The 889-nt window shown below is 68.5% G+C and carries 1 protein-coding gene; it reads left to right on the forward strand.

Annotated elements, in window-relative coordinates; genetic code table 11:
* The coding region (locus ACT3T9_RS18845; RefSeq protein ID WP_444607305.1) for an ISL3-like element ISPfr3 family transposase at nucleotides 1-887 on the forward strand (887 nt) is incomplete at its 5' end.
* Nucleotides 888-889: the final 2 nt, after the last annotated feature.

Genomic DNA, 889 nt, shown 5'->3' on the forward strand with positions numbered 1-889 from the left:
CCGTTATGGCCGAGGGCAAGCGGGTGCTGATCGACGAGGAGCACCGCTTCGAGGGGGTGAAGGTCGTCGGGGTCGATGAGCACGTGTGGAGGCACACCCGTCGCGGCGACAGGTACGTCACCGTGATCATCGACCTCACCCCAGTGCGAGATGGCACCGGCCCGGCACGGCTGCTGGACATGGTCGAAGGACGCTCCAAGCAGGCGTTCAAGACCCGGCTGGCCGACCGCCCGCAGGAGTGGCGCGACGGCGTGGAGGTGGTCGCGATGGACGGCTTCACCGGGTTCAAGACCGCCGCCGTCGAGGAACTGCCCGACGTGGTGACCGTGCTAGATCCCTTCCACGTCACGCGCCTCGCTGGCGAGGCGCTCGATGAGTGCCGACGGCGAGTTCAGCAGGCCATCTGTGGGCACCGCGGCCGCAAGGGCGACCCGCTCTATGCCGCCCGCCGGACCCTGTCCACCGGCGCCGACCTGCTCAACGACAAGCAGAAGGACCGACTGGACACCCTGTTCGCCGACGACGCCCACGTCGAGGTCGAGGTCACCTGGAGCGTCTACCAGCGCATGATCGCCGCCTACCGCCACGAGAACCGGCGCCACGGCCGCGAGCTGATGGCCCGGCTCATCGACTCGATCAGCACCGGCGTCCCCAAGGCCCTGGTCGAGATCACCAAGCTCGGCAGGACGCTGAAGAAGCGCGCCGCCGACGTCCTGGCCTACTTCGACCGGCCCAGCACCTCCAACGGGCCCACCGAGGCGATCAACGGCAGGCTCGAGCACCTGCGCGGCTCGGCGCTGGGGTTCCGCAACCTGACCAACTACATCGCCAGATCCCTGCTCGAGACCGGCGGGTTCAGACCCCGACTACACCCTGGATTCGGATGAGC

Origin of the sequence: Brachybacterium sp. AOP29-B2-41 (assembly GCF_052378395.1) — a bacterium.
Taxonomy (GTDB): domain Bacteria; phylum Actinomycetota; class Actinomycetes; order Actinomycetales; family Dermabacteraceae; genus Brachybacterium.